Annotated in this window: 24 protein-coding genes and 1 other RNA gene; 22 read left to right on the forward strand and 3 right to left on the reverse strand. The window is 39.4% G+C overall.

The annotated features are described in order from the left end of the window. Positions 1-56: 56 nt before the first annotated feature. The 10 genes from T498_RS0111655 (at position 57) to yajC (ending at position 8,373) form a co-directional block, all read left to right on the forward strand. Positions 57-323: an IreB family regulatory phosphoprotein gene (locus tag T498_RS0111655; RefSeq protein ID WP_028236057.1), complete on the forward strand. Its 267-nt coding sequence runs from the start codon at positions 57-59 to the stop codon at positions 321-323. Continuing rightward, positions 323-748 (forward strand): Holliday junction resolvase RuvX, encoded by a 426-nt coding sequence (ruvX, locus tag T498_RS0111660; RefSeq protein WP_036978499.1) that lies wholly within the window; start codon positions 323-325, stop codon positions 746-748. The genes T498_RS0111655 and ruvX overlap by 1 nt, the downstream gene beginning before the upstream one ends. A 1-nt stretch (position 749) precedes the next feature. After that, positions 750-1,019, forward strand: coding sequence for a DUF1292 domain-containing protein (locus tag T498_RS0111665; protein WP_028236059.1), 270 nt, complete (start codon positions 750-752; stop codon positions 1,017-1,019). A gap of 17 nt (positions 1,020-1,036) precedes the next feature. After that, a complete protein-coding gene (locus T498_RS0111670; protein WP_028236060.1) occupies positions 1,037-2,713 on the forward strand; it encodes a ribonuclease J in 1,677 nt (558 codons plus the stop codon). A 1-nt stretch (position 2,714) separates the two neighbouring features. Further along, complete coding sequence (locus tag T498_RS0111675) at positions 2,715-3,362, forward strand: O-methyltransferase (RefSeq protein WP_028236061.1); 648 nt, start codon at positions 2,715-2,717, stop codon at positions 3,360-3,362. After that, positions 3,359-4,585 (forward strand): peptidase U32 family protein, encoded by a 1,227-nt coding sequence (locus T498_RS0111680; RefSeq protein WP_028236062.1) that lies wholly within the window; start codon positions 3,359-3,361, stop codon positions 4,583-4,585. The genes T498_RS0111675 and T498_RS0111680 overlap by 4 nt, the downstream gene beginning before the upstream one ends. Positions 4,586-4,607: 22 nt before the next feature. Further along, entirely contained in the window at positions 4,608-5,663 is a 1,056-nt protein-coding gene (locus tag T498_RS0111685) for a lactonase family protein (protein ID WP_028236063.1), read from the forward strand. Positions 5,664-5,724: 61 nt separating this feature from the next. Beyond that, positions 5,725-6,819 carry a chorismate synthase gene (gene aroC / locus T498_RS0111690; RefSeq protein WP_028236064.1) on the forward strand — a complete coding sequence of 365 codons (1,095 nt, stop codon included), beginning with the start codon at positions 5,725-5,727 and terminating at the stop codon, positions 6,817-6,819. Then, the gene (gene tgt, locus T498_RS0111695; RefSeq protein ID WP_028236065.1) at positions 6,816-7,949 is read left to right on the forward strand and encodes a tRNA guanosine(34) transglycosylase Tgt; all 1,134 of its coding nucleotides are present in this window, start codon (positions 6,816-6,818) and stop codon (positions 7,947-7,949) included. The genes aroC and tgt overlap by 4 nt, the downstream gene beginning before the upstream one ends. 121 nt (positions 7,950-8,070) lie before the next feature. Beyond that, a complete protein-coding gene (yajC, locus tag T498_RS0111700) occupies positions 8,071-8,373 on the forward strand; it encodes a preprotein translocase subunit YajC (RefSeq protein WP_028236066.1) in 303 nt (100 codons plus the stop codon). A 63-nt stretch (positions 8,374-8,436) separates the two neighbouring features. Here the strand turns inward: yajC and T498_RS15715 are convergent, their stop codons facing one another. After that, a complete protein-coding gene (locus T498_RS15715; RefSeq protein ID WP_051524739.1) occupies positions 8,437-9,201 on the reverse strand; it encodes a putative ABC transporter permease in 765 nt (254 codons plus the stop codon). A gap of 761 nt (positions 9,202-9,962) precedes the next feature. On the opposite strand from T498_RS15715, the gene T498_RS0111710 reads away from it, so the two are divergent. From T498_RS0111710 to T498_RS16345, 7 genes are all read left to right on the forward strand, one after another. Further along, positions 9,963-10,487 carry a hypothetical protein gene (locus tag T498_RS0111710; protein ID WP_028236067.1) on the forward strand — a complete coding sequence of 175 codons (525 nt, stop codon included), beginning with the start codon at positions 9,963-9,965 and terminating at the stop codon, positions 10,485-10,487. Between the two features lie 100 nt (positions 10,488-10,587). Then, a complete protein-coding gene (secG, locus tag T498_RS0111715) occupies positions 10,588-10,833 on the forward strand; it encodes a preprotein translocase subunit SecG (RefSeq protein WP_028236068.1) in 246 nt (81 codons plus the stop codon). An 85-nt stretch (positions 10,834-10,918) separates the two neighbouring features. Then, positions 10,919-13,174: a ribonuclease R gene (rnr, locus tag T498_RS0111720; protein WP_028236069.1), complete on the forward strand. Its 2,256-nt coding sequence runs from the start codon at positions 10,919-10,921 to the stop codon at positions 13,172-13,174. A gap of 29 nt (positions 13,175-13,203) precedes the next feature. Next, on the forward strand, positions 13,204-13,671 hold the full coding sequence (smpB, locus tag T498_RS0111725; protein WP_028236070.1) for an SsrA-binding protein SmpB: 468 nt from the start codon (positions 13,204-13,206) through the stop codon (positions 13,669-13,671). Then, positions 13,668-14,222, forward strand: coding sequence for a Maf family protein (locus T498_RS0111730; protein ID WP_028236071.1), 555 nt, complete (start codon positions 13,668-13,670; stop codon positions 14,220-14,222). The genes smpB and T498_RS0111730 overlap by 4 nt, the downstream gene beginning before the upstream one ends. A gap of 27 nt (positions 14,223-14,249) precedes the next feature. After that, positions 14,250-14,591, forward strand: a transfer-messenger RNA (tmRNA) gene (gene ssrA / locus T498_RS16610). Between the two features lie 182 nt (positions 14,592-14,773). Further along, positions 14,774-15,913: a D-alanyl-D-alanine carboxypeptidase family protein gene (locus T498_RS16345; RefSeq protein ID WP_051524743.1), complete on the forward strand. Its 1,140-nt coding sequence runs from the start codon at positions 14,774-14,776 to the stop codon at positions 15,911-15,913. Positions 15,914-16,518: 605 nt separating this feature from the next. On the opposite strand, the gene T498_RS0111740 is transcribed toward T498_RS16345, so the two are convergent. After that, entirely contained in the window at positions 16,519-17,169 is a 651-nt protein-coding gene (locus T498_RS0111740) for an HAD family hydrolase (RefSeq protein ID WP_028236073.1), read from the reverse strand. A 123-nt stretch (positions 17,170-17,292) separates the two neighbouring features. Here T498_RS0111740 and T498_RS0111745 point away from each other — a divergent pair, with 123 nt between their 5' ends. Both T498_RS0111745 and T498_RS15725 read left to right on the forward strand, forming a co-directional pair. Next, on the forward strand, positions 17,293-17,814 hold the full coding sequence (locus T498_RS0111745; protein WP_028236074.1) for a GNAT family N-acetyltransferase: 522 nt from the start codon (positions 17,293-17,295) through the stop codon (positions 17,812-17,814). Between the two features lie 28 nt (positions 17,815-17,842). Beyond that, positions 17,843-18,835, forward strand: a complete 993-nt coding sequence (locus T498_RS15725; RefSeq protein WP_197019963.1) for a glycoside hydrolase family 25 protein — start codon at positions 17,843-17,845, stop codon at positions 18,833-18,835. Here the strand turns inward: T498_RS15725 and T498_RS0111755 are convergent. After that, the gene (locus T498_RS0111755) at positions 18,824-19,912 is read right to left on the reverse strand and encodes a pyridoxal phosphate-dependent aminotransferase (protein ID WP_028236075.1); all 1,089 of its coding nucleotides are present in this window, start codon (positions 19,910-19,912) and stop codon (positions 18,824-18,826) included. The genes T498_RS15725 and T498_RS0111755 overlap by 12 nt on opposite strands. Positions 19,913-20,114: 202 nt before the next feature. Between T498_RS0111755 and T498_RS0111760 the strand changes: the two genes are divergently transcribed. From T498_RS0111760 to T498_RS0111770, 3 genes are read left to right on the forward strand one after another with little or no spacing between them, the layout of a single operon-like run. Beyond that, positions 20,115-23,648 (forward strand): DUF5717 family protein, encoded by a 3,534-nt coding sequence (locus T498_RS0111760; RefSeq protein ID WP_028236076.1) that lies wholly within the window; start codon positions 20,115-20,117, stop codon positions 23,646-23,648. 14 nt (positions 23,649-23,662) lie between these two features. Continuing rightward, positions 23,663-24,904 carry a DUF5716 family protein gene (locus T498_RS0111765; protein WP_028236077.1) on the forward strand — a complete coding sequence of 414 codons (1,242 nt, stop codon included), beginning with the start codon at positions 23,663-23,665 and terminating at the stop codon, positions 24,902-24,904. Then, entirely contained in the window at positions 24,904-25,734 is an 831-nt protein-coding gene (locus T498_RS0111770) for a hypothetical protein (RefSeq protein ID WP_028236078.1), read from the forward strand. The genes T498_RS0111765 and T498_RS0111770 overlap by 1 nt, the downstream gene beginning before the upstream one ends. Positions 25,735-25,756: the final 22 nt, after the last annotated feature.

Consider the following 25,756-nt stretch of genomic DNA (forward strand, 5'->3'; position numbering starts at 1 on the left):
TAATATTATGGTATTAGAAGCGTAGTGTGGGATTATTATATAAGGACGAGGTAGATATGGCAGATTTAAGTAACACACAATATTTCAAAGTTCAGAAGGAAAACCCTGTTGGAGTAAAGCAGGTTATCGAACAGGTTTATAGTGCTCTTTCTGAGAAAGGCTATAATCCAGTTAATCAAATTGTTGGGTACATTATGTCTGGTGATCCAACATACATTACCAGCCATAATAATGCCAGAAGTCTTATTATGAAAGTCGAAAGAGACGAGCTCGTAGAAGAGTTACTCAAGGAATACATTGAGAGCGAGAGCTGGAATAAATAATGAGTGGCAGAATTTTAGGACTTGATTATGGTACAAAAACAGTAGGGGTCGCAATTAGTGACCCTTTACTTTTGACTGCACAAGAACTTGAAACTATTACCAGAGAGCGTGCCAGCGCCCTTAGGCACACTTTGGTCAGAATTAAAGAAATCTGTGAAGAATATCAGGTGACTCAAATTGTCCTTGGCTATCCCCGCAATATGGATGATAGCGAAGGCTTTCGTTGCGAGGACACAATTAAGTTTAAAGAGCTTTTAGAAAAAAGAGTAGATATTCCCATTACATTAATTGACGAGCGACTTACTACCGTATATGCGGATGAGATTTTGGAAGAATCGGGTGTTGCAAAAAAGGATCGAAAGAAATATATCGATCAGATTGCTGCAGCCATTATTTTACAGGAGTTTTTAGATAATAGGAGTTAGAATGGAACCAATTTATTTACCAGATGAAGATGGCAATCAAATAAAGCTTTTTGTATTAGAGGAGACACAGCTTTCCGGTATCAAATATTTGCTTGTTTGCGATAGTGAAGATGAAAACGAAGATGCGAATGCTTCTATTTTAAAAGAAATAACCACAGAAGGAGACGATGTTGTCTACGAGTTTGTCGAAGATGATGTTGAATTCGATGCAGTGGCAAAATTATTTGAAGAGTTAGTTGGCGACGATGCCGACATTGATTACGAAAATTAGAATTAGGAGGTTTATTTTTGAAAAAGAAAACTGAAAATACAGCTGAAAAGCTGAAGATTATTCCACTTGGAGGTCTTGAGCAAATCGGCATGAATATTACTGCTTTCGAATATGGAAACAGTATTATTGTGGTGGATTGCGGACTTTCATTTCCTGAGGACGATATGTTGGGCGTAGATCTGGTAATTCCAGATGTATCATATCTGAAGGATAACCAGGACAAGCTTAAAGGCTTTTTTATCACCCATGGTCACGAGGATCATATCGGTGCTATTCCTTATATTTTTAAGGATCTTAATGTTTGTCCTATCTATTCAACCAAGCTTACAAACGGTTTGATTGAGCATAAGCTTGAAGAGCATAAGATGCTCACCAAGGTTAAGCGTAAGGTTGTAAAATACGGAACTAATATTAATGCTGGAGATTTCAGAGTTGAGTTTATCCGTACTAATCACAGTATTCAGGATGCTGCAGCTCTTGCTATCTATTCGCCAGCAGGTATCGTAGTTCATACAGGAGATTTCAAGGTTGATTACACACCAGTTTATGGTGATCCAATCGATTTACAGAGATTAGGTGAAATCGGTAAGAAGGGTGTTCTTGCACTAATGTGCGACTCTACTAATGCAGAGCGTCCTGGCTTTACTGCATCTGAAAAGACAGTTGGTAAGACTATCGATTCAATTTTTGCAGACAATGATAGAAGCCGTATTATTATTGCGACATTCGCATCTAACGTTGATCGTGTTCAGCAGATTATTAACTCCGCTGATAAATATGGACGTAAGGTTTGTGTGGAAGGCCGTTCAATGGTTAACACTATTGAGACAGCATCAAAGCTTGGCTACTTACAGATTCCAGACAACACACTTATCGAAATCGAAAACTTAAAGGCTTATCCAGATGAGAAGATTGTACTTGTTACAACTGGTTCTCAGGGTGAGTCAATGGCAGCTTTATCTCGTATGGCAAATGGTACTCACAAAAAGGTACAGATTAAGCCAGGTGATATGATTGTATTTTCTTCTCACCCAATTCCAGGAAATGAGAAGGCTGTCTCAAATGTAATTAACGATTTAACAATGCGTGGTGCAGAAATCGTTATGCAGGATGTTCACGTTTCAGGACATGCCTGTGCTGAGGAAATCAAGCTTATTTATTCACTTGTTCGTCCTCAGTTTGCTATTCCAGTTCATGGAGAGTACAAGCACCTTATGGCTCAGGCCAGAATTGCAGAGTCTCTTGGATGGGATCATGATCATATTAAGATAATCCGCTCAGGTGATATTCTTGAGCTTGGAGATAATTACTCAAAGATTTCAGGACATGTACATACTGGTGCAATCATGGTAGATGGTATCGGTGTTGGTGATGTTGGTAACATCGTTCTTCGCGACAGACAAAAGCTTGCCGAAGATGGAATCATTATCGTAGTTCTTACACTTGATAGTGCATCCGGTACAGTTTTAGCTGGTCCAGATATCGTGTCTCGTGGATTTGTTTACGTTCGCGATTCTGAGGATTTAATGGAAAGTGCAAGAGCAGTCCTTTCTGATACTGTTGCAGCACTTGAGGAGAAGAGTATCACAGATTGGAATAAGATTAAATCAGACATAAGAGATAATCTTTCTGATTTTGTATGGCGTGAGACTGGCCGTCGCCCAATGATTATTCCAATTATCATGGAAGTATAAAATGATTGTAGACGAGAGATATACCACATATTTAAACAGTCTTTATCCAGAGCTTAGTCCGGTGCTATGCGATATCCGAAAGGAAGCCCTTGAAACATACGTGCCAATCATTAGAACTGAAACAGTCAACCTTCTACAGACGCTTATCAGGATGAATAATCCTAAAAGGATTTTGGAGGTTGGAGCTGCAGTAGGCTTTTCGGCATGTTTGATGGCTGAGACAGCTGGATGCGATGTGAAAATTACCACTATCGAAAATTACCCTCCAAGAATACCTATCGCAAATGCGAATATTCTAAGAGCAGGTAAAGAAGACCAAATCACTCTTATTGAAGGTGATGCAATTGAAATTCTACCTACACTTGAGGGTGAATTTGATTTTGTATTTATGGATGCGGCAAAGGGCCAGTACATCAATTTCTGGCCACAGATAAAGCGCCTTACAAGAGATGGTGGTGTGGTTGTTACAGATAATGTTTTGCAGGATGGAGACATAATCGAATCCCGCTATGCAATCACAAGACGTAACCGTACAATTCACAAGCGAATGCGTGATTATTTGTACGAGTTAACTCATGATGAAGATTTTTCTACTACGATATTGCCATTGGGGGATGGAGTTAGTATTAGTGTGAAAGGAAAGAAATGAGAGAAACAGAGTTACTAGTTCCAGCCAGCAGCCTGGAAGTGCTTAAGGTTGCAGTTATTTTTGGAGCAGATGCAGTTTATATTGGTGGAGAGGTTTACGGCCTTAGAGCAAAGGCTAAGAACTTTTCTAAAGAAGACATGATTGAAGGCATTGCCTTCGCTCATGAGCATGGTGTAAAAGTTTATGTTACAGCTAATATCCTTGCTCACAACGGTGATTTGGAAGGTGTAAGAGAGTACTTTGAAGAGCTTAAGGAGATTAAGCCAGATGCTCTCATTATTGCAGATCCAGCTGTATTTATGCTAGCTAAGGAAATCTGTCCTGAAATCGAGCGTCATGTCAGCACACAGGCTAATAATACCAACTATGGCACATATAAGTTTTGGTATGATTTAGGAGCTACACGAGTAGTTTCAGCTCGTGAGCTTTCACTTAAAGAAATCAAAGAAATCAGAGAAAACATTCCAGATGATCTTGAAATCGAGACATTCATTCATGGTGCAATGTGTATTTCATATTCTGGTAGATGTTTGCTTTCAAATTATTTCACTGGTAGAGATGCTAACCAGGGAGCATGTACTCATCCATGCAGATGGAAATATGCAGTGGTTGAGGAACAGCGTCCAGGTGAGTATTTGCCAGTATATGAAAATGAGAGAGGCACTTACATTTTCAATTCAAAAGATTTGTGCATGATTGAGCATATTCCAGATTTACTTGAATCAGGCATCGACAGCTTTAAGATTGAGGGCCGTATGAAGACAGCTCTTTATGTTGCTACAGTTGCTCGTACTTATCGCAAAGCTATTGATGATTGCAAGGAATCAGAAGAAAAGTATAATGCAAATCTCGACTGGTACAAGGAGCAGATAGCTGCATGTACATATCGTCAGTTTACAACTGGATTCTTCTACGGAAAGCCTTCTGAAGAATCTCAGATATACGATAACAACACATACAACATTGGCTATACTTACCTTGGCATTGTTGGTTCAATCGATGATAATGGCTATTTTGAGATTGAGCAGCGTAATAAATTTTCAGTAGGTGAAACTATTGAAATTATGAAGCCAAACGGTGATAATATAGAAGTAAAAGTTCTTGGAATTAAGAACGAAGCTGGTGAGGATATGGAATCATGCCCACATCCAAAACAGAAGCTTTTCATCAAGCTTGATGTTACACCAGATGAGTTTGATATTTTAAGACGCAAGGAAGCTTAAGATTAATTACGAGGAGAATAAGATGGCAGATAGTAAATATGTGGCTTATGTTGGTACTTATACTCACGAGACCAGCGTTGGAATTTATGTCTATGATGTAGACCCTGATACAGGTGTCCTCAAGGAGCAGAGTGTAGCACCAATCAATAACCCTTCTGATATTATTAATTCTAAGGACAACAAGTTCCTTTATTCTATTGCTGATGAAGGTGTTGCTTCATTCAAGATTCTTGAAAATGGTGATCTTGAGAAGATTAATCAGGAATGGATTGGTGGTATGAGAGGATGTAACCTTTGTGTAGACTCTCAGAATAGATACCTTTTCGTTGCTGGATATCATGATGGCCGAGTTACAATGATGAAACTTAACGAGGATGGAAGCATCGGTGGTATTGCTGATGGTATTTTCCATCAGGGTATTGGTAAGTCAGTAGCTGAAAGACCTTTATATCCACATTGTACTTGTGTAACTCTTACTCCTGATGAAAAATATCTTTGTGCAGTAGAGAATGGTTTACATCAGATTAAGATTTATGAGATCGATTACGAGAATGGTAAGCTTCGTCAGGTAGATATCGTTAGATGTACAATGGGTTCAGCACCACTTAAGATGAAGTTCTCTAACGATGGTAAATATGCATATGTAATCACTGAAATGTCTAACGAGATTTTAGTTTATGATTATCATATTATCGGTGACACTCCTGATTTCGAGAACATCCAGACAGTATCACTTTTGGTTGGTGAGGATGAGGAAATCAGTACTGGTACTAATATTAAATTTGGTGAAGATGATAAGTTCATTTACGCCAGTGTAGATGGTTTAAATGCTGTCTGCATGTATGAAAGAGATCCTAAGTCTGGAAAGATTAAGTATTTCTCTCATAGCTTTATTAGTGGAGATTATCCAAAGAGCTTTGCAGTATTACCAAAGGATAAGTACTTCGTTTCTCTTAACCATGATACAAACGAGATTCGTAGTTTTATCATTGACAAGAAGACAGGACATTCTCTTATGCAGAATCCACCTATTGCAATTGCTAAACCAAATAGCATTATTGTAGTAAAGTTAAAATAGCACGTTACAAGGGCTGTTGAAACAGCCCTTGTTTACATTTTATAAGGAATTGGAGGTTATTATGGCAGGCTCAACATTTGGAAATTCCATTTCAATTACTACGTGGGGTGAATCACACGGCGCAGCTTTAGGTGTTGTTATTGACGGTTTCCCAGCTGGACTCAAGCTTTCAGAGGAAGATATTCAGTTATACCTCGACAGAAGAAAACCAGGTCAATCTAAGTTTACAACAGCTCGAGCAGAGGGCGATAAAGTCAGGATTCTATCCGGAGTATTTGAGGGTGTTACTACAGGCACTCCAATTTCCCTTATGGTTGAAAATACTGATCAGCATTCAAAAGACTATGGCAATATAGCTACTGCTTTTAGACCAGGTCATGCTGATTATGGATTTATAGAAAAATATGGTCTCAGAGATTACAGAGGTGGCGGACGTTCATCAGGTCGTGAGACTATCGGCAGAGTTGCTGCAGGCGCTATCTGTGCAAAGCTTTTACAGGAGCTTGGTGTCACTGTCTGTGCCTACACTAAATCAATCGGCGATGTTAAAATCTATGATTTTGATTTATCAGAGCGTGATAATAATCCTCTTTGCATGCCAGACCCGACAGCAGCCAAAAAGGCTGAAGAATATCTTGAGGCATGCATGTTAAATAATGACAGCGCAGGTGGTGTGGTTGAGTGCCTTATTACAGGTGTTCCTGCCGGCGTTGGAGAGCCTGTTTTTGACAAGCTTGATGCAAAGCTTGCCCAAGCACTTGTATCTATTGGCGCAGTTAAAGGCGTTGAAATCGGTGATGGTTTTGCTGTTTCAAAGACAGTAGGAAGCATCAATAACGATAAGTTTAGGATGGAAGATGGTAAGGTTACAAAACTTACCAATCATAGCGGTGGTATTTTAGGAGGTATATCTGACGGAGATGATATCATTGTCAGATGTGCTATCAAGCCTACTCCATCTATTGCACAGCCACAGCAGACAGTTAATGAAAAGCACGAAGATATCGATATCGAAATACGTGGTCGCCATGATCCTGTTATCGTACCTCGTGCTGTTGTCGTAGTGGAAGCGATGTGCGCTATTGCAATTTGCGATGCAATGCTTAGTCATATGACTGACAGAGTTGATTATATTAAGGAGTTTTATAAAAAGTGAAATACGAATTGTTAAAAACAGAGGGGAGAGCAAAACGCGGACGTTTTCATACAGTTCATGGTGTCATTGAAACACCTGTATTTATGAATGTTGGAACTGTAGCCGCTATCAAGGGAGCTGTTTCCACTGATGATTTGCGTCAGATTAAGACACAGGTTGAGCTTTCAAACACTTATCATCTTCATGTACGTACTGGGGATAAGCTAATCAAAGAACTTGGCGGTCTTCATAAATTTATGGCTTGGGATAAGCCAATCCTCACTGATTCAGGCGGATTTCAGGTGTTCTCATTAGCTGGCATCAGAAAGATTAAAGAAGAAGGTGTAACCTTTAACTCTCACATAGATGGTAGAAAAATCTTTATGGGTCCAGAGGAATCAATGCAGATTCAGTCAAATCTCGGTTCTACAATTGCTATGGCATTTGATGAGTGCCCACCAGCTCTTGCAGAAAGAAAATATGTAGAGGATTCTGTGGCTCGTACTACAAGATGGCTACATAGATGTAAGGCAGAGATGGCTCGCCTTAATTCATTAGATGATACAATCAACAAAGAACAGCTTTTATTTGGTATCAATCAGGGTGCGATATTTAACGATATAAGAATCGAGCATGCCAATATTATTTCAGAGCTTGATTTACCAGGCTATGCTGTTGGCGGTCTTGCTGTAGGTGAGAGCCACGAGCAGATGTATGACGTGCTTGATCACGTTGTTCCATATCTTCCACAGAACAAGCCTACTTACCTTATGGGTGTTGGAACACCTGCCAATATTTTAGAGGCTGTAGATAGAGGTATAGATTTCTTTGATTGCGTTTATCCTAGTAGAAATGGTCGTCATGGTCATGTATATACCAACCATGGAAAGCTTAATCTATTCAATCAGAAGTTTGAGAAGGATATGCGTCCTATCGAGGAAGGCTGTGGCTGCCCAACTTGTCGTACATATTCAAGAGCTTATGTACGTCATTTGCTTAAGGCTAAGGAAATGCTTGGCATGAGACTTTGTGTTCTTCACAATCTGTATTTCTACAATACAATGATGGAAGAAATTAGAGATGCCCTTGACGAAGGACGTTTTGCCCAGTACAAGAAAGATAAGCTGGCGTCAATGGAAGCAGGAGAATAGCAGAATAAGTAATTATTAAAAAAATATAAATTTAACTATTTTCCTTGCGTGTATCTATTTCTTTAGGTAAAATGATTTTCAGTGACTGGTCTATTGGCCAAGTGTTAGGAGGAATAATTTAATGAATAGTTCAATTAGCTTAGTAATTTGGGTTGTGGTTCTTTTCGCATTCATGTATTTCTTCATGATTCGTCCACAGCAGAAAGAGCAGAGAGAAAAGACAGCAATGATGTCAGCACTTGCAATTGGTGACACAATTCTTACTACATCAGGATTTTACGGTGTAATTATAGCAATTCAGGATGACACAGTTATCGTTGAGTTTGGTAGCAATAAGAACTGCCGTATCCCTATGGACAAGGCTGCAATCGCTCGTGTAGAAAAGCCAGAAGATGCTGTTAAGGCAGAAGAAAAGAGCAAGTAATTAAATTAACTATTAAAAATGCCTAGTTGGTTAAATCCAACTAGGCGCTTTTTTTATGTAGTCTTATGCACTTTTATTTTTCCTATCTCGAAGATATTGAGAACCCTTATTTAGTAGAGCCTTTGTGGAAGCAACAGGGTGTGTAAACTTACGTATATGCTTGAATTGCCAACGTTCTGGCCATGATGCATTTTTGAACCATTCCTTAATAGCTTCCGTAGAAATCTGATCTTTGAAGCCTTCAAGATTTTCAACTCGCTCAGCCATCTGAGCATTTATTCTTTCGTTTATACGTTCAAAATCCTTGGCAAAGCTTGTAATAGCTGAAACGGTAAGGGCCATATCCATGCCGAATAAAAACATAAAAATTAAAGAAAGCAACTCAATGACAAGCTGAGGAATCATCATTACAGCTGTCATTATTGGAGGAGCTACAAATCTAGAAACCAAAATACCAGCGAATCCAAAGCAAAAGGTAAACATTATGCAAACACGTCCATTAATATTTAATGGAAATTCTGAATAATCCCACCAACGCGCATTGAATCTTTTCTCTAGAACATAAGATGTCCCGTACTCTAAAATGAAAGAACCGATGGCGCACACAATAAAAATAATTGGATAAGATGCATTATGCAAAGGAGCATAGGGAATCTCAATAAACAATATTTGAGTTATCGTAGCTCCAACACCATAAAGCGGTATACACGGACCATACAAAAATCCTCTATTCTGCCAGGTCTTATCATGTATTGTGCAGTAGCAAGTCTCGTAAATCCACCCAATAAAACTATAAATTATAAAATACACAAAGTATCTACTAATCATAAATTTTCTCCCAAACAATAATACAATAAGTATAAACTTCTTTCCCCCAGATTAAAAGACTGACATCGTTACCATTCACAGTTGTCAAATTTTACCTACGCCCTCACCCTTGCTGGGGCCTCCACTTATACTCAGGGCGCATTGCAAGAATATTGCTTTTTTCTAATGGGCCATTTATGCATCTTTATTTACATGTGTCTTTTGCAGGCCTGTACAATTTTGAAAAAGGTTTTTGGTTGGCGGACACAAAACATAGAATAAGTTGTACTTCTTAGACTGAGGGGAACTTGGTTGATTTTGGAGCGAGCTTAGTAACATAAAAGCAGGTTTTGCAATATATAAGCATGCGCTGCCACGGACGGCAGCGCAAGTGGTCACTTAAAACACGATGTTGAATGTGCCACGGTGATTAGATATGCAAAACCTGCTTTGTCATGTTACTTAGCAAGCGTAATATGAAACCAAGTCCCCTCAGCCTGAGAAGTACATATAAAACATCAGTGTCCGCCACCTAAAAAACATTTTTCAAAATGGTTCATTCCGCAACAAGACACATGCGCGATGCATAAATTTGGCCCATAAGAAAAACTGCAATATTCGCAAAATCACGCCCTGAGTATAGTGGAGGCCTCAGCAATGGTGAGGGCGTCCATCCAAAACAAACTGTGAATGGTAACGATAGAAACGGAGGCGGTCACAGTTTATACGTATTATGGTGGTATTATAGACTTAGTGTAGTGTACGGATTATGAGGTAGTGGTATGCTAGGTGTAAATTCTATTGGGGCAGGGTATGCTGCCTATGGTAATTTGAATAGTGTTTATACTAATCCGGGAACTGAGAAGGTGGCTGAGGCGATAAAGGCTGAGGGCGGAAATGAGACTAAGGCCGCGGGATTTACCTCGGAGAAGGCGGCAAAAAGAGCTGGGGTTATTGAGTGTGAGACTTGTGCGAGCCGTAAGTATCAGGATGGCAGTGACGAAGAGGTTTCGTTTAAGTCGGCACAGCATGTGTCTCCGCAGGCGGCGGCAGCACGAGTGCGAGGTCATGAGCAGGAGCATGTTTCTAATGCATATGATAAGGCTAAAGAGGCAGGTGGTAAGGTATTAAATGCTTCGGTGGCTATTCATACATCGATTTGTCCTGAATGTGGTAGGACATATGTGTCTGGAGGAACAACCACTACACAGATAAAGTATCCTAATGAGGATAATCCTTATCAGAAAAATAGAAAGGCAGCGGATGCCGGAGCTCTTGCAGGAATGAATTTTAATGTAGGTGTCTAATAGCTATTTTGGGGTTGCAATAGTTTGCTATGTATGTTACACTTCAAATGTTGCGAAACCCGTAACTAAAAACTAATTTAGCCTAAATATGGGAGGCATTATGCAAGCATTAAAAATAGTTCTTATTGTGTTATTAATAGTTATTTGTGTGGCACTTACAGTTATTATTCTTTTCCAGGAAGGAAAGCAGAACGGTTTAGGTTCTTTATCAGGTCAGCAGTTTGATTCATACTGGAGCCGTAATAAGGGACGTTCAAAGGAAGGATTACTTGTTAAGCTTACTAGCGTGTGTGTAATCTTATTCTTTATTCTTTCTGCAGTTCTTAATATCGGAAGATTTAATTAAAGGTCATTTGTGCCACCCTTATGGGTGGCATTATTTACTTTAACTGGAGTTTTGCGACGCAAAACTCTATTTTTTTAGGAGGTTTATGAAAGAGTTCGAAAAACAAAAACACTTCTTAATGGATGTGTTTAAAAGCCAAGCCTACATTCCTATGAAGAAAAAGGATTTGGAGATTCTGCTTGATGTAGAAAAGGATAAAAAGGCAGAATTTGCGGAGGTTCTTCAGGAGCTTGTAGACGAAGGGCAGATAGAAATTACAAAGAGGGGCAAGTACCAAATTGCTGAGAATCGTCCTAAGTTTGTTAAGCTTAAAGATCATCGATCTAAAAAGCCTACAAAGGCTGAGGCTGCACTTAAAAAGCAGTCGCTGAATGAAGTGGCAAAAAAGGCGAATAAGCCAAAGAATGATAATGTGGAGCCAGATATAATCGGTCGATTTATTTCCCACAAGGATGGATATGGATTTATCGAGGTAGAGGGAAGCGACGAGGATTATTTCGTTGGGCGTGATAATACTGGTTTTGCTATGCAGGATGATACTGTAGCTGCTGTGCTTACTTTTGGTGCGCCTGGCAAGAGACAGGAAGCAAGGGTTATCAGAATAATCGCTCATGGTTTTTCTGATGTTGTTGGTACTTACGAAAAGAGTTCAGGCTTTGGATTTGTCGTTGCTGATAGTAATAAGTTAGAAAGAGATATATTTATACCTGCAGGCAAGGATATGGGTGCTGTTACTGGCCATAAAGTTGTTTGCCATATTGAGGATTATGGAGATGAAAGCCATAAGCCAGAGGGTGTTATCACTGAAATTATTGGTCATAAAAATGATCCTGGCGTAGATATTTTATCTATCGTTAAGGGATTTGGCATCGATACAGAATTCCCTGATAAGGTGTTAAAGCAGGCTACTAATGTAGCAAAGCCTGTATCTGAAGCTGATATGGCGGGAAGAAATGATTTGCGAAGCCTTCCTATCATCACTATAGATGGTGAAGATACAAAGGATATCGATGATGGTGTATCTCTTGTTAAAGATGGAGATAACTTTGTGCTTGGGGTGCATATTGCAGATGTTACCAATTATGTCCAGGAGTCTTCGGCACTTGATGTAGAAGCACTTAAGCGTGGCACATCTGTATATCTTGCAGATAGAGTTATTCCGATGCTTCCTCACACATTGTCCAATGGCATGTGTTCATTAAACGAGGGAGAAGATAGATTGGCACTTTCTTGTATCATGACATTCTCACCTAAGGGCGAGCTTGTTGATCATGAGATATGCGAATCAGTTATTCATAGTAGGCATCGCATGACATACACTAACGTATATGCGATAATGACAGGTGATGAGACAATCAGAAATGAATATTCTGATGTTTCGGATATGATAGATGAAATGTATAAGCTTTCTCAGATTCTTCGTGCAAAGCGTAAGAAGAGAGGTGCGATTGATTTCGATTTCCCTGAAACTCATATTTTGATTGATGAGAGTGGAAAGGTAGTTGGCCTTGCTCCATATGAGCGCAATGATGCTCATAAGCTTATTGAGGATTTTATGCTGGCTGCTAATGAAACTGTTGCGGAACATTTCTCACTAATGGAATCGCCTTTTGTATATCGTGTTCACGGTGCGCCTGATCCTGAGAAGATGCAGACATTATCAAGATTCTTAGGAGCATGTGGCTACACACTTAAGGGCAATAAAGAAAGCATTCATCCTAAGGAAATCCAAAAGATGTTAGAAAGCCTTAAAGGGCATGAGGATGAGGCTGTCATTACCAAGATGACACTTCGCAGTATGCAACAGGCTAGATATGATGTTGAATGTAAGGGACACTTTGGACTTGCGGCTCAATACTATTGCCATTTTACATCGCCTATACGTAGATACCCTGATTTGCAGATTCATAGAATCATAAAGGACCATTTGCGTGGTCGTATGAACGAGAGAAAAATCACTCATTATGAATCTATCTTGCCTCAAGTAGCTCTTGAAACCAGCAAGCTAGAACGTAGAGCAGAGGAATGCGAGCGTGAAGTTGATAAGCTAAAGATGGTTCAATATATGAGAGAGTTTATCGGTCAACAGTTTGAGGGCAGCATCTCGTCTGTTACAGGCTGGGGTATGTATGTTGAGCTTGAGAATACTGTTGAAGGTCTTGTGCATATATCTACACTCTATGATGATCACTATAATTTCGTAGAAGAGAATCTTACTTTGGTTGGTGAGCGAACAGGCCGTATCTTTAAACTGGGTCAGCTGGTTACAGTAATACTTGATTCAGTGGATGAACAGGCTCGCACCATCGACTTTATACTAGAAGAGTTTAAGCGATTCTAATTATATTTAAGCAACCAGGAGTTTGTGCAATGAATAAAGAAGGCAGAAAGTTAATTGCTAATAATAAAAAGGCATACCATGAGTATTTCATGGAAGAGGAGTATGAGGCTGGCATAGAGCTTCACGGTACAGAGGTGAAGTCTATGCGCATGGGCCAGTGCTCAATAAAAGAAGCTTTTGTAAGGATTGATAATGGCGAGATGTTTATTTATCAGATGCATGTTAATCCTTACGAAAAGGGTAATATTTTCAATCGTGATCCACTTCGTCCTAGAAAGCTTCTTCTTCATAAATCAGAGATTAATCGTTTGCTTAGCAAGATTAAAGAAAACGGATATACGATAGTTCCTCTTGAGGTATATCTCAATAATGGACTTGTTAAGATTAAAATCGCTCTTGCGAAAGGTAAAAAGCTGTACGATAAGCGTGCAGATATCCAGAAGAAGGATATGAAGCGCGAGGCAGAAAGAGATTTTAAAGTAAGGAATTTACGATAATGAAGATTATACTTGCATCTAATTCACCTAGAAGAAAAGAACTACTAGAGCAGGCAGGAATTGAATTTGAAGTTAAATCAGCTGACGTAGAAGAGGTTACCTCTAAGACATTACCACAGGATGTTGTTATGGATTTGAGCCTCCTTAAGGCAAAGGCTATAGCAGATGAAAATCCTGGCAGAAAGATTGTTGCTGCTGATACGGTGGTGGCTTATGACAATCAAATCTTAGGAAAGCCTAAGGATGAGGAAGACGCTTTTAATATGCTTAAGATGCTCTCAGGCAAAACACACCATGTGTATACAGGCGTCACCATAATTGACGAAACAGGCAAATGCAATTCGTTTTTTGAATGCACTGCGGTATCCATGTATGAGAACTCAGACGAGCTTATCAGAGAGTATATTTCAACAGGAGAACCTATGGATAAAGCTGGGGCTTATGGCATTCAGGGCAGAGGGGCAGTGCTGGTTAAAGATATCGCAGGGGATTACAACAATGTTGTAGGATTGCCACTTGCAAAGGTTTATCGAGTGCTTTATAATTTGTAAGGTGCGTTTAGAGGTACTTTACACTTTGGGCCTGTCATGGTTTCGACAGGGGTCATGCAGCGGAAGAAGCGAGTCCCACGGTAATGGGTTAAATGGCCAAACTTAAAATTAAACGCTGAAGATAATTTAGCATACGCAGCCTAGTTGCTGCAGTCTGACTTAGAGCACCTACACTTTAGGACCCAGACTTCGACTCTGTAGGAAACGACGCTATCAAAGCTTTGAGATAGTGGGCGTATCATGAAGCTACTAAAGCATGTATCTTGTTTGTAAGAGATATGTGGAGGGAATGTAAAACTACAAACTACACTCGTAGAAGGGCCGGGAATTGGCTTTTGGACACGGGTTCGACTCCCGTCAGGTCCACTTTTTTAAGAAAGCTTTAAAATCAACTTTTCTTAGTAGAATCGCTGGTTTTGGGGCTTTTTTTATTTGAATTCAAAGCCTTGACCATGATGATTCGTTATATTTAACAGAAATTTCGTTCTGAATTGAAGGACTACATTTATAATGTTAAAATTTTTGTTATGTAAGAGGAGAAATTCATTGTTATGAGTAGATATAGAAGAAATATGACTGACGAGGAGCGTAAAGCTTATCGTAAGAAAAAAAGACTGATTAGAAAAATTCAGGTATATACAGAAATTGGACTTATATCCTTAGCAATTATTATTGCTGCAGGTTTTGTTATATCCCACATCAAAGGGAAAGATGATTCTTTGGCTGTAGCTGCAGAGGAACAAGTAGCTTCCAAGGAAGCAGCCTCAGAAGAAGCTACCGAAGAAAAAAGCGAAGGACTTAAGCTTTCTGGAACAAAAGCTAAAGAAGAGACTCAAAAGGAAGCGGAAGAGGAAGAAGAAAAAACAACAGCTTCAAGCGGTAGCTATTCTGCAAAATCAACAGATGCTACTGTTTCTATAGGAGGGGATGTTGTTAGCACAAATGCAATTCTTATCAATAATGATACGAAGGAAATCATTGCTAGCAGAAACCCTAACGAAAAAATCGTACCAGCATCAATGACTAAGGTTATGACAGTCTTAACAGCTGCCAATCATTTGACAGAAGACCAACTCAACGAAGTGGTAGCTATGTCTCATGAAGCTGTAGACTACTCTTATGCAGGTGGTGGCTCCACCTCCGGCTTTGTAGAAGGCGAAGAAGTTACCGTCCGAGATTTATTCTACGGAACAATACTACCTTCAGGTGGAGATGCTGCAGCTCAGCTGGCAATCTACGTAGCAGGAGACATCGACAGCTTCGTAGCCATGATGAACGAAGAGGCTGACTCACTTGGACTTACCGGCACACACTTTGACAACCCCGTAGGTTTCTATGGCGACGACCACTACAGCACACCATACGACATCTCAATCATAATGATGGCGGCCTTAGACAATCCACTATGCAAAGAAGTCCTTACCACTAAGGTATACAATTCCACTGCCACAAACGTAAATCCCGAAGGAATTACAATATCAAACTGGTTCCTTCGTAAAATCGAAGACAAAGACCTTGGAGGAGAAATCGAAGGTGCCAAGACCGGCTTTGTAAACGAATCCGGCAACTGCGCCGTTAGTTCCATGATTTCGGCCTCAGGCACCGAATACATTTGCTGTACCACCAATTCCACATCCTCGTGGCGCTGCATCTACGACCACGTAGACATCTACAAAGCCTACGCTAAGTAGGCCCTTGCCACTTGTTAACACTAAGCGCCGCCTTGGAATGCTCTGTGGCCTCGGTAGGCTGGTGGAGCGCATGAATATTTTGTTTTTCTAACACGCAATGCAGCCTTCTTTATTGACATGTGTCTTTTGTATGTCTGTACAGATTGGAAAAGTGTCGTTCAGTTAAGCGGACAAACATGTACTGATCTTATTTCGAATATTTTTGTAGTTACTTGCGTGATTTTGAAATGAACTTAGAAAAAACAAAAACAGGTTTTGAAGAATTTAAGTATGGGCTGCCATGGACGGCAGCCCAAGGCTGATAGTGAAACGGACTGAACTTGAAGCCGGTACTTAAATCTACAAAACCTGTTTTTACTTTTTTCTTAGTGAATGTAATATGAACCAAGTAACTGCAAATATATTCGAAATACTAATAATCTTTATTGTCCGCTAATGAACGACACTTTTACAATCGGTTCATCCATCAAAAGACACATGTGTGAAGACTGCATTTTGCGTGTTGAAAAACTAAAAATATTCGCGCAATCCCACCAGCCTACCGAGGCCACAGAGCAGGCCAAGGCGGCGCTAATAATATATGTGTGGCAAGGGCCACTGAGCCATTAAGATACGATGTCTAAGAGCTTCGAGATGTGGTCGATGTAGGCCACGGGGGCGAACTGGGATAGTACGTCCATGTCGCGGAAGCCGTAGGTGCAGAGGACGTAGTCTATGCCGGCAGCTTCGGCGGTGGCAGCGTCTACTTCGGAGTCGCCGATGTAGAGGACGGAGGATTTGTCGGTGATGCCAAGCTTGTCTAAAGCGATTTGGACAGGCTCTGGGTCGGGCTTTCTCTTGTGGGTGCCGTCGTCACCGATTACGATATTGATATTTGGCTCAAAGAAGTCTTTGAGTAGAGATTCGCTGGCAGTTTGACCTTTGTTGGTTACGATTGCCATTTTTATTCCCATGGAAGAAAGCTTTTCTGTTGTTTCCATGATGCCATCGTAGGGCTTTGTCTTGATGAGATTGTGGGTGTTGTAGTAGGCAATGAAATCCTGTAGGAATTTGTCAAAGTGTTCGTATGATTCGCCATCAGGCAGGGCTCTGACAACAAGCATTCTAAGTCCGTTGCCTACGAAGCGGCGAACATCTTCAAGCGAGTGCGTCGGGAGATTGTATTTAGTAAGGGTGTGATTGATAGAATCGGTTAAGTCCTCAAGCGTGTATAAAAGTGTTCCATCTAAGTCGAAAAGTATAGTGGTGTATTTCATAAGTTTTCCTCGTTTTTAGTTATTTTCTACAAGTGTATTATACGATTTTATTTATGTTATTATTGAATAATAATTTGTGCTTTGATATGATTTTTTTATCACAGATTTATGAGGTGACATAAGATGAAATACACGATAAGAGATGCTGAAGTCTCTGATGCAAAGGCAATACATGATATTTACGGCTATTATGCCGAAAACACATATATTACATTTACTGAGGACAATCCCTCGGTGGAAGAGTACGCTGAAAGTATCGTAAATACGAAGAAGGATTATCCATATATCGTTGCTTGTGATGATTCAGGCAAGGTTATCGGTATGGCTTATGGCGGAAGAATCAGACATCATGATGCCTATAGATTTTCTGTAGAAACTACTATCTATTTGGCGAATGATATTCCAAAGCATACCGGAATTGGAAAGGCATTGTATGATGAGCTTGAGGCAAGGCTTCAGGCTATGGGATATAAGTTTATGTATGGTGTTATTACAGATGATAACGAGACCAGCATTAATTTTCATAAGGCCCTTGGATTTGATGAGGTTGGGCATTTCACTGACATAGGTTATAAGTTTGGAAAATGGAAAGGAATAGTGTGGTATAGAAAGCAGATAGGTTCGCTTACTGATATGCCACAATAATAATATGAGAAGAGCTTTTAGATATTTTATGACATCGATTTTGTCGATTTTTTTCACGCTGCTTGCGGTAGGCGTGATTTATATAGTGGCTGATACCCATAGTAGGATTCAGACTCAGGACGACAAAAAAACGGGGCTTACTTCATCTTCTTATTCGAGTGAGGATGTGGAAGCATTAGTTGATCAGGCTGAGGCCCAGGGAAGAAATAATGTTCTTACAACTATAAAAGAATCCCTTGAAAACGGAAATACGGTAATTTCTATTTTGAAATCATTATATCCGGAGTATATAGTTGTGGCTGCAAATTCTAAGTACAATTTTGTACCTATTGATGAGAGTTTGCCTAAGAATAACTATGATATAGATAATCTTACAGATGAAAACGGAATGTATGTCTACACAAAGGATGGACAGGTTACTTCCAAGTTTGGTATTGATGTTTCCTCTCATCAGGGAGATATCGACTGGGAGGCAGTCGCAGATGAAGGTGTAGAGTTTGCTTTTATTCGAGCTGTTTATAGAGGCTATGGCACTGGTAAGCTTGTGGTTGATGAGAAATGCCTTGAAAATATCGAAGGTGCTCAGGCAGCTGGCATTGATGTGGGTGTTTATGTATTTTCGCAGGCTATCAGCCAGGCAGAGGTTCTTGAGGAAGCTGGCACAGTAATCGATTTGCTGGATGGATACACATTACAGCTTCCAATCGTTTTTGATGTAGAAAAGGTTGGAGATAGTCAGGCCAGAACAAATAGTCTTACTGTGGAAGAGCGCACAAACCTTACAATCGCTTTCTTAGAGGCTGTTAAAAACGCAGGCTATGAGCCAATGGTTTATCACAACACAGAAATGGGAGCCATGTTAGTTGATCTAACACAGCTCACTGATTATCCTAAGTGGTTTGCAGGGTATAATAAAGAATTTTACTGGCCATATGAATACGACATCTGGCAGTATTCTGAGAATGGTTCAATCAATGGTATAAATGGAAAAGTAGACTTTGATATTTGGCTAACCCAATAAGAGGTTAGCCAATTTTGTATTATCTTCTGGATTCATAAAACAGAATCTAATGTAATTCTCACCAAGGTAAGGGAAGGTAGAACAATCACGAATCATTAGACCTTCTCTAATACACTTGTCAAAAAGCATTCCGCTTGTAATTCCATCTTCAAGAATCTGTAAAAGCATAAAGTTGCCTTCAGGCTTATATGGCTTGAAGCGAGAGCTCTCATTGAAGAGCTTATATAAACGGTCGCGCTCAGTTTTAATCAAATCGCGAGTCTCGTGGATGTAGTCTTCGTCGTTAAACATAAGAGTACCAGCAACAACGGCAATAGAATTGATTGTCCAAGGATCCTTGCGTCTGTTGATTGCCTGGATTAAATCATTGTTTGAGCAGATGGCATATCCCAGACGTAGGCCTGGTGCAGCAAAAAACTTAGATGTGCCTCTGAGAATAGCGATATTTGTATAAGTGCGAGTGAGGCTAACAGATGAAATCTTATTAACATCCTCGGCAAATTCAACGTAAGTCTCATCAACCATGACGAAGATATCGCATTCCTTGCATGCATCTAATATGTGTCGCATATCCTGATTCTTGATGGCTGTGCCAGTAGGATTGTTAGGATTGCAGATGATGAGCATATCAATATCTTCTGAAAGCTTGCTGATGAAATGCTCTGTATTTAAGATGAAATCGTTTTCTTCTTTGAGAGGATAATAGATAGTTTTGCCTCCGCCTAAAGCGATTTCACGTTCATATTCAGAATAAGTAGGGCCTAAAATCATGGCTTTTTTAGGCTGCTCAATTTGTACAAAAAGGGAAATGAGCTCGGTAGAACCGTTGCCCACAACTATGTTGTCGGTTTCGGTTGAGCAGTAATTGGCGATGCACTGTCTAAGCTGAACATAGTCTCTGTCAGGATATGTAGTGATGCAATCGATGTGCTCTGTGATTCCCTTTCTGAGCTTTGGTGAAATTCCAAGTGGGTTTACATTAGCTGAAAAGCTAATAATATCTTCCTTCTTGATTCCATATATCTTTTCAATTTTTTCCAAGTCGCTACCATGAAAATGGTCTTTGTGTTTAATCATATTCGTCACCTCGTATTTTACATACTATCATCTTGATAGGTAAATATCCACAGATTTGTAATATTAATCAGAAAATTAGGAATCTTATTTTTTGTTTGTTATTCGTTTGAAAACACAACATGTTGTGCTATAATTTGATTTGAATATGCTAGGAGTAGTAGGCATTGCTTTAGCTCCGGCTTGAATTGTAGAGGAAAATGTTTTGAGAAAAAGAATCTATCGAATATCAGAGGATAAATTCGATGACCTTAAACCAAATATAGAGTTTGATGCAGAGCAGATTGAAGAAAACTGCTTTGTTTCTGATGAATTTTCAGGTAGCTTTTATTTTAAGAGTACCAATGATGTGAAAATCAGGGGCGTAGTGTATTGTGATAGCCCTTACGTAGAAATTAAAGAACCTTGGTTTGATAAGGTTAACGTCCGTATTGATTACAAAGTCGCAGATAATAATTTTAAGGCAGGGGAAAGCCTTAAAGGTGAGTTTATTATCGTAGCTGTTGGAATTGAAAAGCATATCAAGTTTTGTATCAACTATATCAAAAAGCCACTTGTTGCATCATGTGGCGAGATACATAGTCTTGAAGAATATACAGAGCTGGCTCAGAATCATTTCAATGAGGCAGTTTCATTGTTCTACTCAGATCGATTTGCAGATTTTATTTCAGGTTTTGATAAGAGAACAAGGCTTCTTTACAGAGGCTTTAAGGCTGCACCAATTTCTGCAGTTAATGTGGATGAATTTTTGGTGGCAACTGGGCATAAGCCAAAAATGACTTTTGATGTCAAAGAGCGTCAGGACCGTTACTTTGAAGTTAATGAAAACATTCGAGGTGAGATAGAGGTTGTTCGTTCTACATGGGGATTTATCGATGTTAAGGTTTCTTGTGATGCGGATTTCGTATCAATAGAAAAAGAAAGCATTACATCCGATTTCTTCCTTGGCTCGATCTTTAATATGAGCTATTACGTCCACAAGGATAGGATGCATGAGGGAGTTAATTACGCCCGCATTTCATTTGATTATAGGGAAATCCATAAGGAAATCACTATTGTGGCATCCACAGCAAGAGAGGATGCTAAGCTTGAGACTCCTCAGTTTATAAAAGATAAAAAGATTCTTAAGGCTTGCCGCCTTTATGAAGATTTCAGACTTAGAAGAGTTACAACTGGGCAGTGGTGTCAGGAGACTCTTGGTATTGTAGATGAGATTAATGATTCTGAGGATGGAGACAATTTCCTTCTTCTGATGAAGGCTTTGCTTTTTGTTACAAATGGTCAAAAGCAGGAGGCTCTTTGGATTATCCAGGATTTGAAGCGCACAATCGAGGATAAGGCTAGTACAGAGTGGGCATTTTTGCTTTACATTTGTACTCTTATAGAGCGAGAAGAGGATTATGTTGATAGACTTACAGAAAATATAGAGGCTATTTTCAGGGAACACCCTGAAGATTTTCGTATTTTCTGGTTCCTTTTGTTTTTGCGTAAGGAATACATTAAGAATCCTACAGCAAAGCTTCGTGATATTGCAGAATGGATAAATGCAGGAGTGGATTCGCCACTTCTCTATATCGAGGCTTATTATATTTTTATCCAGGACCCATACTTAATTGCTACATTTGATGAAATGACAATCAAGATTTTAAACTGGGCCCGTAAGAAGAATGCTATTTCTAAGGATATAGCAATTCAAATGGTACACGTGCTGGAGACTGAGCGAAGCTTTAATCCTAAGGTGTTACCAATACTTGAAAGCTGCTACGAAATCTATCCGGATTTGCAGCTATTGCTTGCTATTGTTACATACCTTCTTAAGGCGACTTACGTTGATAAAAAGTTCCTTAAGTGGTTTAAGATGGCAATTGAAGCGAATCTTCATGTGTCAGGTATTTTCGAAGCTTACATGGAGGCGTTGCCTACTTATTCAGTAGACAGATTCCCTCAGCTTCTTACTATGTTCTTTAAGTACAATAACGATTTGTCTTACGATAAAAAGGCTCTCCTTTATGCAAACATTATTTTGCATAAGGACGAGGATAAGGATACTTATGAGCATTATCAGGAAGCTATCGAGACATTCGCACTTGAGCAGCTAAAGCTTGGAAGATTAGACGATAATCTTGCAGTTTGTTATCAGCGTTTGCTTGAGCTTGGCGTCTTTGATGAGCAGGTGGCTCGTCTTATGACAGAGCTTGCATTTAAAAAGAAGATTGCGGTTATTAATTCAAATGTTCGCAGAATCTTTTTATATCAGGAAGAGTTTAAGGCTCCAAATATCGCAAACGTTTCAGAACATAAGGCTTATCTGAATTACGTGGGTAGCAATGGTGTTATCTTTATGGAGGATAAGGATGGATACTTATTCGTAGATGATGATTCTTATCTTACAGAGGATGTTCTTGATGCATCTTTATACATGAATACACTTAAAGAGCTTACACCCCTTAGTATGGGCTTTGTGCTTATGGATTATTCCAATAATTTCGATTACGAAGATGCGAATAAATTTAATGTTGAGGAGATTAAGCTTTTACTTAATTCCAAGATTATATCTTTAGATTATCTTGGAAAGATGTACCCTAAGATTATCGAGGCTCTCAAATTCAATGAAGAGTATGCGCTTATTGAACGTCACTTTATGAATGAGGCAGATCTTAAATCACTCAGTGCCGAAGTCATTGCTGCAGTGCTTGAGGTATTTGTCTATCGAAGCAAATACGACGAAGCATATTACATGCTGAAAAATACTAATGGCACACTTCTTAAAAATGAGGTTGCCAATAAGCTTTGCAAGTATCTGATAAATCAGGCTCCGGATAAGTCTGATGATTTCTTGATTTTGATGTCAGCTAATCTTGTGAAGGCTGGTGTAGTAAATGGCGATTTAGTGAGATATCTGCTTAGATACTTTGTTGGACCTACAGATGTGATGCTTGAAATATATAACAATGCATTTGATAGAGGTGAGGATGTGATTGAGTTTGCAGAACGCATTCTTACACAGGTCCTTTATCGTGATTTCCTTTGCGATGGAATCATGGAAGTCTTCGATACTTACTTTGGCAGACGTAATAATAAAATGATCGTGGAAGCTTTCCTTACATTTGAGGCACACCAATATCTTTCTGTTCATGAAGAGATACCTCAGGAAATCTTCTCGTATATATACAACAGATATCAGAAGGGTCTTTCGGTAAACGAAAGTATGCGTATTGCGCTGCTTAAATATCTTTGCTTGCAGAAGGAGCTGGATGATGAGGAGATGAATATGCTAGATATGCTTTTGGCAGATGCAATCCTCAGAAATCAGTATTTTGGTTTCTTCACAAGCTGCAATGAAAAGCTTCGTATCAAGTATCATTTGTACGATAAGCATTTCGTTGAAATCAATGCAGACAAGCGTAAGGCTGTGTCTATCACATATTCAATAAATGGAGAGACTCCAGTTGAGGAAGACATGATAGAAATGTATGACGGCCTTTATGTTAAACAGTTTATTCTTTTCTATGGGGATGAACTGAGATACGAAATCTATTGTGATGAGGTTTCCGATGAGCCACTTAAGAAAGATACAATCGTAATGAGCCAGGAGCCAGATATTAAGGCAGGTAGATTTGCCCTTATGAATAATATCAGCCGCTACAATATGTACGGTGAGACTGGTGAACTAGCGGCAGCTCTCAAGAGCTATCAGGGGCTTGATACGGTCACTAGAGATTTATTTAACATTTTGTAAAGGATTTAGTTTTTATGAGTAATTCTTCAGGTGCTTACGTAGGCATAGATATTAGTTCTAGAAGCACAGTTCTTAGTATTTACAATTCAAATATGGAAGAGCCGGCGACAGTCAGCACAGTCCTTGGCGAGGAGAATTATTCCATCCCTACAGTTTTGGCAAAGAAGCTGGGAATGGGACAGTGGTTTTTTGGCGAGGAAGCATTACTAAAGAGCCGCACAAAGGAAGCAGTTTTAGTTGACGAATTGTACACCTTGGCTCTTAGGGATGAACAGGTGCTTGTAGATGGACAGAATTATTTTGCAAGAGATTTACTGGTAATCTATTTTAACAAGCTTTTTTCTATTCCTGGGCCAATGGCAGCTATGAGCGAAATAGAAAAGCTTGTTGTATGCACACCTCAGATTAGCATAGAGGTGATGGAGCTTATGAACTATGTTGTTGGAAAACTTGGCATCGATTCCAATAAGCTGACTATCATTGATAGAAATGAATGTTTCTATTTTTATGCTTTATCTGGCAAGCCGGAACTGTTTTTGTACAGTGTTGCATTGTTTGATTACAGTGGCAATAACATGGTTTCCTGCATAATGAATAGAAATCAGGCTACCCGCCCACAGCTCATCACTCTTGATGTGGTAAACCATGGGGACATCACTGAAAACAAAGACGAAATGTTTGATGCAATTATTGCAGAGACTTTTGGAAGTAAGCTGTTTTCAGCAGTTTATCTGGTGGGAGATGGCTTTGATGGCGAGTGGATGAAGCTCAGTCTTACAAGGCTTTGTAAGGGACGAAAGGTGTTCCTTGGCAAAAATCTTTATTCTAAGGGAGCTTGCTATGCAGGCTTCATCAAGGATGGAAAAAGAGATTGGCCATTTATTTTTATTGGAGATAATGATTTAAAGCTCAATCTTTCTATAAAAGTTTTAGAAAACAATAATCTTAGATTTTTGACTTTGATTGATGCAGGAGAAAGCTGGTACGATGCAAAAGGTGAGTGCGAGGTGATTCTTGATGGAGAGCCTGAGTTGGAGTTCTATTTGCAACGTCCGGAATCAAGGGAAGTTCATACTGAAATTCTCGAGCTGACAGATATACCAAAGAGAGAAAATCGTACTACACGACTTAGAATAGAAGCCAGCCCAATTTCCGATGTGGCGGTTTCTATCGTAATTACGGATTTAGGATTTGGTGAAATATCACCTTCTTCTGGCAAAAGCTGGGAACATACTATTTCACTTAAGGGGAATTAATGAGTACTTTAATTTATTGCGCAAATTCCATAGCGGCTACGCCGTACTATATTGATGAAGTTTCTTTAAATGTATATTCATTGGAGGAGCTTAGTTATTATATGCTCAACAACGTTTACTTGCTTTCATCTAAGCTAATGAACGCAGAGCTTTGTAATTGGATTGGACGTGAGCTGAAAATGCAGAAGCTTTCTAACGAGCTTCTCACAATGGTTCAAAATAATTCACCGCTTCATATTTTTGTTGGACATATTCTAAGTGCAAATGGCTATGCCTCTAATAAAGAGATAAGAGATGCACTTTCGATTATTGCTACCTTCGAAAATAAGTCAGAGGCGGAACGCAAAAAGCTCAGAGCTGATAGGCTTATGTCTAAGGGCAAACTTGTGGATGCCATATATGAATACGAGACATTGCTTTCTGATGAAATTGCAAAAACTATGCCACGTATAGTTGAGGGGGATGTTTATCACAATTTAGGTTGCGCCTTTGCAAAGCTTTTCTTTTTCGAGGAAGCGTGTCGTTGTTTTGACGAAGGCTATAAGCGTAATCAAAAGAAGCAGACTCTCTATCAATTGCTTTATTCAGCTAGATGCGCTAAGGATAAAATATCTTTTGAAGAATACGTTTCAAAATACCAGGTTCCAAGAACTGACGTAGAAGAAGTATTGCAGGTGGTTTCAAGGGCCACAGTCAAAGATGATATAGTTGGATTTGACAGTTCTATAAACGACATGCTATATGGCGAATCAAGTGAAGAATCCAAGGAAACTATTCGAAACGTTATAGATAATTGGAAGAAGGATTATATTAAACTCTGCAGAATTTAAAGAGTGACATGGGGAGATTGGT

Source organism: Pseudobutyrivibrio sp. MD2005, from assembly GCF_000621865.1.
Taxonomy (GTDB): domain Bacteria; phylum Bacillota; class Clostridia; order Lachnospirales; family Lachnospiraceae; genus Pseudobutyrivibrio.

Coding starts and splice junctions, on each gene's coding strand:
- T498_RS0111655 (WP_028236057.1), top strand. CDS start 57: ATGGCAGATTTAAGTAACACACAATATTTCAAAGTTCAGAAGGAAAAC.
- secG (WP_028236068.1), top strand. CDS start 10,588: ATGCAAGCATTAAAAATAGTTCTTATTGTGTTATTAATAGTTATTTGT.
- T498_RS0111665 (WP_028236059.1), top strand. CDS start 750: ATGGAACCAATTTATTTACCAGATGAAGATGGCAATCAAATAAAGCTT.
- T498_RS0111675 (WP_028236061.1), top strand. CDS start 2,715: ATGATTGTAGACGAGAGATATACCACATATTTAAACAGTCTTTATCCA.
- T498_RS15725 (WP_197019963.1), top strand. CDS start 17,843: ATGACATCGATTTTGTCGATTTTTTTCACGCTGCTTGCGGTAGGCGTG.
- rnr (WP_028236069.1), top strand. CDS start 10,919: ATGAAAGAGTTCGAAAAACAAAAACACTTCTTAATGGATGTGTTTAAA.
- T498_RS0111745 (WP_028236074.1), top strand. CDS start 17,293: ATGAAATACACGATAAGAGATGCTGAAGTCTCTGATGCAAAGGCAATA.
- T498_RS15715 (WP_051524739.1), bottom strand. CDS start 9,201: ATGATTAGTAGATACTTTGTGTATTTTATAATTTATAGTTTTATTGGG.
- aroC (WP_028236064.1), top strand. CDS start 5,725: ATGGCAGGCTCAACATTTGGAAATTCCATTTCAATTACTACGTGGGGT.
- T498_RS0111680 (WP_028236062.1), top strand. CDS start 3,359: ATGAGAGAAACAGAGTTACTAGTTCCAGCCAGCAGCCTGGAAGTGCTT.
- T498_RS16345 (WP_051524743.1), top strand. CDS start 14,774: ATGAGTAGATATAGAAGAAATATGACTGACGAGGAGCGTAAAGCTTAT.
- T498_RS0111740 (WP_028236073.1), bottom strand. CDS start 17,169: ATGAAATACACCACTATACTTTTCGACTTAGATGGAACACTTTTATAC.
- ruvX (WP_036978499.1), top strand. CDS start 323: ATGAGTGGCAGAATTTTAGGACTTGATTATGGTACAAAAACAGTAGGG.
- T498_RS0111770 (WP_028236078.1), top strand. CDS start 24,904: ATGAGTACTTTAATTTATTGCGCAAATTCCATAGCGGCTACGCCGTAC.
- T498_RS0111685 (WP_028236063.1), top strand. CDS start 4,608: ATGGCAGATAGTAAATATGTGGCTTATGTTGGTACTTATACTCACGAG.
- T498_RS0111755 (WP_028236075.1), bottom strand. CDS start 19,912: ATGATTAAACACAAAGACCATTTTCATGGTAGCGACTTGGAAAAAATT.
- yajC (WP_028236066.1), top strand. CDS start 8,071: ATGAATAGTTCAATTAGCTTAGTAATTTGGGTTGTGGTTCTTTTCGCA.
- T498_RS0111765 (WP_028236077.1), top strand. CDS start 23,663: ATGAGTAATTCTTCAGGTGCTTACGTAGGCATAGATATTAGTTCTAGA.
- smpB (WP_028236070.1), top strand. CDS start 13,204: ATGAATAAAGAAGGCAGAAAGTTAATTGCTAATAATAAAAAGGCATAC.
- T498_RS0111710 (WP_028236067.1), top strand. CDS start 9,963: ATGCTAGGTGTAAATTCTATTGGGGCAGGGTATGCTGCCTATGGTAAT.